General features: G+C 67.2%; 5 protein-coding genes and 1 pseudogene. All 6 read right to left on the bottom strand.

The window, feature by feature from the left end:
- A pseudogene (locus MKK69_RS24145) lies at positions 1-331 on the bottom strand (integrase); the annotation flags it as partial.
- Between the two features lie 267 nt (positions 332-598).
- Positions 599-2,326, bottom strand: a complete 1,728-nt coding sequence (locus MKK69_RS24140) for a sensor domain-containing diguanylate cyclase (protein WP_243972087.1) — start codon at positions 2,324-2,326, stop codon at positions 599-601.
- A 394-nt stretch (positions 2,327-2,720) separates the two neighbouring features.
- Positions 2,721-4,229, bottom strand: coding sequence for a class I adenylate-forming enzyme family protein (locus MKK69_RS24135; protein ID WP_243972085.1), 1,509 nt, complete (start codon positions 4,227-4,229; stop codon positions 2,721-2,723).
- Positions 4,217-5,041 carry a VOC family protein gene (locus MKK69_RS24130; RefSeq protein ID WP_243972083.1) on the bottom strand — a complete coding sequence of 275 codons (825 nt, stop codon included), beginning with the start codon at positions 5,039-5,041 and terminating at the stop codon, positions 4,217-4,219. The genes MKK69_RS24135 and MKK69_RS24130 overlap by 13 nt, the downstream gene beginning before the upstream one ends.
- Entirely contained in the window at positions 5,038-5,469 is a 432-nt protein-coding gene (locus MKK69_RS24125; protein ID WP_243972081.1) for a PaaI family thioesterase, read from the bottom strand. Before MKK69_RS24125 ends, MKK69_RS24130 begins: the two co-directional genes overlap by 4 nt.
- 11 nt (positions 5,470-5,480) lie before the next feature.
- Positions 5,481-6,497: an SDR family NAD(P)-dependent oxidoreductase gene (locus MKK69_RS24120; protein ID WP_243972079.1), complete on the bottom strand. Its 1,017-nt coding sequence runs from the start codon at positions 6,495-6,497 to the stop codon at positions 5,481-5,483.
- Positions 6,498-6,505 lie beyond the last annotated feature (8 nt).

The raw sequence follows: 6,505 nt of genomic DNA, 5'->3' as shown, positions 1-6,505 counted from the left end.
CCAGCCATGACAAGATGCTGGTACGGGCGGGTTCGAGCAATTCGAACTGCACGGGCCGACCGGTCTTGCGCTGGATGACGATGGCTCGGCTACGGACGCGACCCCCGCTGACGAGGTCGCCGATCTTGAGCTTGACGATGTCGCAGCCACGCAGCTTGCTGTCGATGGCGAGGTCAAACATCGCGCGGTCGCGCACGCGCCGTTCGCGGTCGAGCCAGAAGCGGATGGCCCAGACCTGCTGAGGTTTGAGGGCCCGCTTGGCGCCAAGCTTGCGGCCGGCGTTCCAGGCCGGTCGCCCTTTCGTGGCCGGATCGTGTGCAGAGTGTCCCATCGTCTGTCTCCTTGCCGGCCCACGCCGACAAGGCGAGGAGACACCCGAACCGAGGCTCTGGAGACGGAAGGCAGATGCGGACGTTCCGCTGGCGACCCAACTCAGTCGCCCGGAGCTCCGTTTGCGGTCCTCCAAAGCGGTCGTTCGTCAGGTGCCTTGCAACTTCAACTCGGGGTGAGGGGCTGCCGTTGATCGATCGGTCAGCAGTCGTCCCGGCAGCGATAGAACCGGACTTCCGGTGCGACGCGTTTCATTCCCGTGCCCGCACTACGCGGCCACTCGAAGGTCTGGCGATGCTATCGACTCGAACGATCGCACGCAGTTGCGCCCACCCGACTTGGCTGCATAGAGCGCTTGATCTGCTCGTTCGATCGCGTAGTCGACGTCACCGTCACTAAGCTCTGCCTCGGCTAGGCCGATGCTGATCGTCGCTTTGAGGCACTGCCCTTCCGGCTCGAACACGGTGTTTGCCACCGTCTGTCGGATGCGGTCCGCGAAGATGGCAGCCCCTTTCAGATCAGTCTCGCGGAGCAGGACCACGAACTCCTCGCCACCGAAACGTGCGACCTTGTCGGTGGTCCGGATTGCGTTGCTGATGATGCGCCCAACCTGGCGGATCACCTCGTCCCCTGCGGCGTGGCCGTAGAGGTCGTTGACGCGTTTGAAGTAATCAATGTCGATCATCAGGACACAGATCGAACGGCGGTAGCGCTTGAAGTAGCTCATCGCGTCGTTGGCCAAGGGCAGGAACGCGCGGCGGTTGAGCAGGCCTGTCAGCGCATCGGTGTCAGCCAGAACCTGCATCGCCTGCAAATCGGCTCCGAGACGTCTGACCCTGTCCTCCGCGGCTTCAACCGCGTGCGAGGCTTCTGCCTCGATGAGGCGCGCATCCGCCTCAGCCGTGCCGATGCGCCTCAGCAGCGACCTGATCGAAGCAGACAGGCGCAGGACCTCGGGCGAGCCGTGCACATGGCGCGTCATCCTCTCGTTCGGCTCGCGGCCGATGCGGCCGACGGCTTCAGTGAGCTGCGCTAAGGGCCGGGTCAGCCGTGCCGCACCCCACCAGATTGCGACGACGCCGAATACAGCCGTGGCGAGCCCGAGCAGGAGGATCAGGCCGGTCAAACGATTGGCGCCGGCCAATGCGGTGTCGACTGGCTGCAGTGCGACGACGGTCCAGCCCAGGCCCCGATATTCGCCGCGGCCGCGGGTGGCGGCGGCCGCGACAAGTTGATCGCCTTCGGCGCTGTGAACGATGAAGTGCCCGGACGCGAGATCCGCGGCCGTGTATGGCGTCGCTCCAGCGTCGGATCCAAGCAGAGCCCGGCCGGAGCGATCGAGGACGGCGACATCCTCTTTTAGCTCGGGCCTGCGAGACGAAAGGACTTCGCGTCGGACGACGTCGGCCCAGCGCCAGCTGAGATGAGCCCCAAGAACACCGATGACCTGACCTGAGGCATCGCCCACTGGCACTGCCACATCCACAAACCGGAACGGCGTTCCGTCGCTGTAAGGAGGGAGTTTGGATGCCAGCAAGGCCGCCGCGTGCACGTCCTCGACCGCGGCCTGCCGAAGCCCATTGATGAACCAGGGGCGCTGGCTGACGCTCGCGCTTTCGAGAACGCCGGCTGTAGCGGCACGGACCTGACCGTCGCGATCAGCAAATCCGATCCAGGCGTAATCCGGCAGCGTCCTCTGCATCGTGTCCAGCACCTTGCGAAGGGCGCCGGTGTTCTCCAGCCAGTGGGGCTGCAGCGGCTCAAGCGCTCCGACGTTGCGGATTTCGCGCAGGCGCTCGGCCATGTCCTGATCGAGCCGATCCGCCATCGCCCGGGCTACCTGCAGGAGGGCGTTCTGCGCCATATCGGTGGCCTGCGCGCGCGCCAGCAGCGCTGATCCGATCGTAGTGACGCCGACGATCGCTAGACCAATGGCGCCTGCGAGCAGGCTGATCTGACGCCGCAGTGAAACGCGGTCCGCGAGCCGCTCGAACATCTTGAACGATCCTCAATCAGGGAGGACTATGCGCATCAATCGGTGACAGCGAATGAATTTTATTCGTAAACAACTCACTGAGGACACGGTTTGGCGGCAGCCGCGCACCCAACCGTACCGGCTGAAGATTGTGTCTCACGAAGACCTTTACAAACGGATGTTCCGCGCTTCCGCTTAGGGACGGAAGCAGGCGCGGCGACGTCCGCTTCGATGCATTGCCGTTCGGAAGCGGACGAGCCGCATTCCACCCATTTGAGACGTCCTTCCGGGCTTTGGACCGCAGATGCTGGCCGAAAGCAGCCGGTCCGCTGTGCGGGATTTTTTTAAAAAAGCGGACTTTCTCGCAAATTCTTCGACGCTTCAGGGCAGCCGCGATCGGCTGCTGCTATTTATATCACCCAATTTCAGACGCTGCTTTCTGCTGCAGGCCGCTCCGGTCGATTTTGTTGGTCGAGGCAAGCAGCATCGCATCGAGGAACCAGACCCGCCGGGGATGCTGATAGGCCGGGGCGTTGGCGAGGACGTGCTGCTTGATCACGGTCTCGTCGGCCGCAGCGCCCGGGCGCAGGACGACGAAAGCCACCGGCTTGGTGCCCTTGATCGCGTCCTCGACCGGGACCACGCAGGCCTGCAGCACGTCCGGGTGGCTCTCGATGACGAGTTCGACCTCGCCCGGGAAGATGTTCTCGCCGCCGGAGACGAACATGTCGTCGGTCCGGCCCAGGACGGTATGGAAGCCGTGCTCATCCCGGCGGAAGATGTCGCCGGTGTCATAGTAGCCATCCGCGGTGATCGGCGACGGTGTCTCCGGCCTGTTGTGATAGCCCAGCATGAGAGCCGAGCTGCGGATCTGCAGCACCCCGGTCTCCGGAGCCTTCGGACCGACGAGACGCACCGAGACGCCCGGATGGGGATAGCCCACGGAGGCGATCGGCGTCGGCAGCCCGTCCGGGTGCTGCGTGAACACGATAGGACCGCCCTCGGTGGTGCCGTAGGCGTTGATGATGCGGGCATTGGGCAGGAGGGCCCGGATCTGGCGCGCCAGGGTGTCGTTGACTGGGGCGGAGCCCATCCGCACAACGCGCACGCTCGTCAGATCGGCCTGCGCGAGCGCATCGCTCTCCCGCAGCATCATGGCGATCATCGGCGGCACGGCGGTGAGCCATGTGCAGCGGCGCCGGCTGATGGCCTCGATATAGGCGCGGGCCTCGAATTGCGGCAGCAGCACCATGGTGGCGCCGGACGCGCAGACCAGGAGCGCCAGGGCCAGCGCGTTCATGTGGTAGAGCGGCGCCGCGATCAGGACGCGGTCCTGCCGCAGGTCGTCCTCCGCCATGCGCGTGCGCGCCACCCAAAGGTGGCTCGCATGCGAGAGCATCACGCCCTTCGGACGGCCGGTTGAGCCGGATGTGTACAGGAGCAGCCCCATTTCGTCCGGGTGCGGGTCGATTGGGTCGAACGGGCCCGGATCGAGCCACGGCCCGATCCCGTCCGCACCCGCGGCATCGAACTCGGCGACGCGCAGATCCGGCGGCAGGTCGGCGGGAAGCTGCGCGCGCCGCGGCGCGTCGCAGACGACGAGGCGCGCGCCGCAATCGGCGAGCACGTTCCGGATCGTGGCCGCGGGAAACTTGTAGTTCACGGGCGTCGGGACAATCCCGGCGCGCATCGCCCCGAGCAGCAGCGCGGTGAACTCGGGCCGGTTGGCCGACAGGATCGCGATGCGCTCGCCCCGTCGCAGGCCGCCGCGGAGCAGCCCGCGGGTGAAAGCGTCGGCCATCGCGTCGAGGGCCGCGCGGGACAGGATCAGTGGCTCGGCGCCCGGACGCAGTCCGATGATCATGGGTGCGTCGGGATCGCCAGCGTGGTCGACGAGGGCGCCGAGATTGGTCAAGGGGCGCATCGGACGCTCCTGCAGCGCAGCGTGAGCTGGAAGTCCGGCAGCGCCAGCTCCGCCTCCTCGGAGGACAGACGGGTCCAGTCCGCGTCCGGTACGGCGCGGGCCCGGGCCTCGAGCACGGTCAGGTCGGCGAAGTGCAGCACGAGGCCGGCGAAGCGCGCCGCCGGGCCCGGCTCGATCGTCACGCGAGTCTCGCCCAGCCGGAAGGTCCACGCTGCCTCGTCCCGCTCGGCCGCCGCGCCACAGGCTGCAGCGTAGCGCGGCGCCTCCGCCGCGGGCTCCGGACTCGCGACCGTGAAGCCGCCGATGCCACAGAACCCGTTCGAGTGTGCGAACCAGGGCGCCCTCCAGACCAGGTCCGGGGTCAGGTGCTGGCAATGGTAGATCCGGCCGGCCGGAAACAGCGACGTCGGCAGGCGCACGGTCCGGAACCGGGCCTCCTCGGTCCTGTCCTCCAGGGTGACCGGCCGCGAGAACGCCACCGGCGGCCCGACCGGGAGGCCGGACGCCAAGAGCCGGGCAAAGGTCTCGTCCGCGTCGGTGCTCGCCACGACGAGACCGTTCAGCCCGAACGGGCTGTCGAGCACGTCCTGGCGCTGCGGGCCGTCCTCGGGCACGCCGACCAGCTCCAGATAGGCGCCGGGCGTCATCATCAGGTGGTTGATGGACCCGAGCGAATGGCGCCCGCGCGGCGTCAGCTGGAAGCCGAGATCGGTGAACAGGGCCGCCGCCGCATCCATGCGGCGGAGGACGTTGATCACCACGTGGTCGAGGGCGGGACCCGGCCAGACCGCACTCCCCGCGGCGTCACTCATTTCGGCGGCGCGGTCATGTAGACGCCGCGGCCGCTGGCGAGCAGCCGGCCCTCGGAATCGAGGATCTGCGCCTCGGCCACCGAGAGCTGGCCGCCGAACTTCACCACCGTGCCCCGGCAGGTCAGGTCTCCCTGCATCGCCGGGCGGTGATAATCGACGCGCAGGTCCACAGTCGGCACGCCGCGGCCAGTCTTGGACACAAGTGCCCAATCGGCGGTGAGATCCACCAGGGTCGCCAGAATGCCGCCGTGGACGTAGCCGCGCTCGGCGTTGACGACCCATTCCGGACGCCACGTCGCCTTCAGCTCGATCGTGCCCGCCCCAACCGAGACGACGGACAGGCCGAGCCACTGGTGGAACGGCCCGCGCAGGAGCAGCGTCTCCACGTCTTCCCGGCTTAGGGGCGCGGGCGTCTGAGTATCCGACATGGCAGGTGCTCCTACGGCGTGACGACGATCTTGCCCATGACCTCGCGGTCGCGGATCATCCGCAGGCCCTCGGCCGCCTCCTCCAGGGGCAGGACCCTGTCGATCGTGGGCTTGAGGGTACCGGCCTGGATCATGTCCAACAGGGCCGCGAGATTGTCGTCGTAGAAGCTGTTCGAGCCGATCACCTTCAGCTCGAAGCTCCAGATGTAGCGGAGATCCTCCTTCGGATCGTGCCCTGCGGTAGCGCCGCAGACCAAGAGCGTGCCGCCGCGCTTCAGGCATTTAAGCGAGGGCACCCAAGTGTCGCCGCCGGTGAAGTTGATCACCACATCGACGCCGCCCTCGTACGTCCGGCGCTGCGACTTACCGTAGGTCTGGATCGCCCATTTCGAGAAGTCGGTCTCGCGGTAATTGACCACGTGATCGGCCCCGAGCGCCTTCAGCGCCTCCATCTTCTCGGCGCTGCCCGCGCAGGCGATCACCTCGGCGCCGAGTTGCTTGGCCAGCATCACGCAGCCGGTACCGACGCCGCCGCTGGCGCCCAGGATCAGGACCTTGTCGCCGCCCTTCACGGTGTTGTGGGTGATCAGCATCCGGTGGGCGGTGCCGTAGGCCACGGGCAGCGACGCGGCGTCCGCGTAGCTCACGTCGGGCGGCATCGCGATCAGCTGGCTCGTCGAGACCCGGCAATACTCAGCCATGCCGCCGTCGAGCATCTCGCCCATCAGGCCCTTGGCCTTGTTCAGCGGATTGACCAGGACCCGGTCGCCGACGCGCCAGTCCGCGACGCCCGCGCCGAGCTCGACGATCTGGCCGGCCATGTCGAGGCCGATCACCACCGGCATCGGCACCTTGATGCCGGGCATGCCCTTCACGGTGAACACGTCGTGGTAGTTGAACGAGGAGGCGCCCACCCGGATGAGGACCTCGTCGGGGCCCGGAGCGGGCTTCGGATAGTCGGCGACGACCTTCAGCGTGTCGATGTCGCCGTGCGCCTCCAGCACGAGGGCTCGCATCGTGTCTGCCATGGGGGACC

The sequence above is a fragment of the Methylobacterium sp. J-026 genome, assembly GCF_022829585.1.
In the GTDB taxonomy this organism is placed as follows: domain Bacteria; phylum Pseudomonadota; class Alphaproteobacteria; order Rhizobiales; family Beijerinckiaceae; genus Methylobacterium.
The sequence above is the reverse complement of the archived record's forward strand: the minus strand, read 5'-3'. Positions and strand labels throughout refer to the sequence as shown.